The sequence below is a fragment of the Aneurinibacillus danicus genome, from assembly GCF_007991215.1.
In the GTDB taxonomy this organism is placed as follows: Bacteria; Bacillota; Bacilli; order Aneurinibacillales; family Aneurinibacillaceae; genus Aneurinibacillus; species Aneurinibacillus danicus.
This window is the reverse complement of sequence record NZ_BJXX01000256.1, coordinates 1-1,599: the sequence shown is the minus strand read 5'-3', so window position 1 is coordinate 1,599 and position 1,599 is coordinate 1. Positions and strand designations below refer to the sequence as shown.

Genomic DNA, 1,599 nt, shown 5'->3' with positions numbered 1-1,599 from the left:
GAGGCCACTGAAAATCTGCCGATTTTAAAGTTTTTAGGTTCGATACTAAAGAAAAAGGCCGACTCTTATCCAGATTTCTGGAAGAAAGAGTCGGCTTTTTTGCTGAATTTTAGCCTGGGCTTCGCTTTTTCTAACCCAGTAGCTTGATAATCCTCTTTAAATTGACAGTGAATATGGCCATGGCTCCTTGTAACTCCATGCCAATCAGACCCGAGGATGCCGCCACATCGTACCCGTGTCTATGTTTCAGTTCGCTATTCTTCGCTTCAATCTTATAACGCTCTTTTGATTTCTCCTTAAAATACTCACTTTCCTGAAACTTTTCCTGTTCCGAATGCTCGTTTGATTTGATTGTCACTGAGTAGGTCTTGCTTTTTGCCCCTTCCTGGTAACATCCTTCGCGGAATGGGCACCTCTTGCATTTTTCGATATCGAAATAATATGTATCCCTTTGGTTTTTTCCTCCCCCTTTTTTCCCCGTCCGCGCCTTCCTGATTGCCATGTGGCCGGCTTTACATACATACAACCCCGCATCCTTATTGAACTCAAATTCTTCTTCCTTTTGGCGGCCTCCCTGGGTGATCAAGGGATGTAATTTGGAGACCAGCTTGATTTCATTCTCCTTGGTGTATTGGATATTATCCTTCTCTGAATAGGCAGTATCGCCAATGACGGCATCAATCTTCATGCCTGCTTCGCGGCTTTTTTCAATCAGGTCCTTCAGGTACTTTCCATCGTTTTTTTCTCCCGTCGTGATGACAGCCGCAGTAATGATGCGTTCCTCGCTCATGGCCAGGTGTGTCTTGTATCCGAAGAAGGAAGAGTCGGCAGTCTTGTGGCCGATTTTTGCATCCTGGTCCTTGGAACACTGAAGCTGTTCGATATCATCCGCGACTGTCTCTTTTAGAAGGTTAAGCTGTTCCTTCACCTTCGGGTATTGTTTGAGGACTTCTTCCTTCTCGACCACAGCGATGAGTTCCTGGGTATAGGCAATCTCATCTTCGAGGATATCCTTTGTGTTCTTGGCCGGGAACTTCTCCTTCATGGATTCATCAACCTGGTAAATGGCCTTCCTCAGGTTCTTGGAACGCTCCATCAGTACCTCCCGTGGCTTCATCTGGTTATAGCGGGCTTTTGAATGCGTGGCATCAACGATGAGGGAACTACTCTTGATGATCTCCTTTTCAATCGCTATCCCGACCGTCTTATTGATAAGCAAATCAAGAAGATTTACATCCTTAAGCCTGAGTTTGCGGAACTTGGTCAGGGAGCTGGGGTCGATCACTGCCTCTTCAGGGGCCATGTTCAGGAAATACTTGAAAGACATGTCATACTTTGAACGCTCGACGATGTCGGCATCGGAAAGGTCATGGATCGTCTTCAACAAAAGATATTTGAACATGCGGACTGGGTCTATAGCATTCCGGCCATTATCCTTACAATAGTTATCCTTCAGTTCGTCGTAGACAAAGGAAAAGTCGATAAGATCGTTTATCTTTCTCAACATATTATCCTTTGGGACGATTAAATCATAAAGTTCAATATAAGGACTAAAAACCATTGATTGTTGTTTTTGTATCACCCGAACCACCCACTTAA

The 1,599-nt window shown here is 44.6% G+C and carries 1 protein-coding gene; it reads right to left on the bottom strand.

All coding sequences use genetic code 11. The annotated features are described in order from the left end of the window. Positions 1 to 130: 130 nt before the first annotated feature. Positions 131 to 1,582 (bottom strand): IS1182 family transposase, encoded by a 1,452-nt coding sequence (locus ADA01nite_RS21570; RefSeq protein WP_146812480.1) that lies wholly within the window; start codon positions 1,580 to 1,582, stop codon positions 131 to 133. Positions 1,583 to 1,599 lie beyond the last annotated feature (17 nt).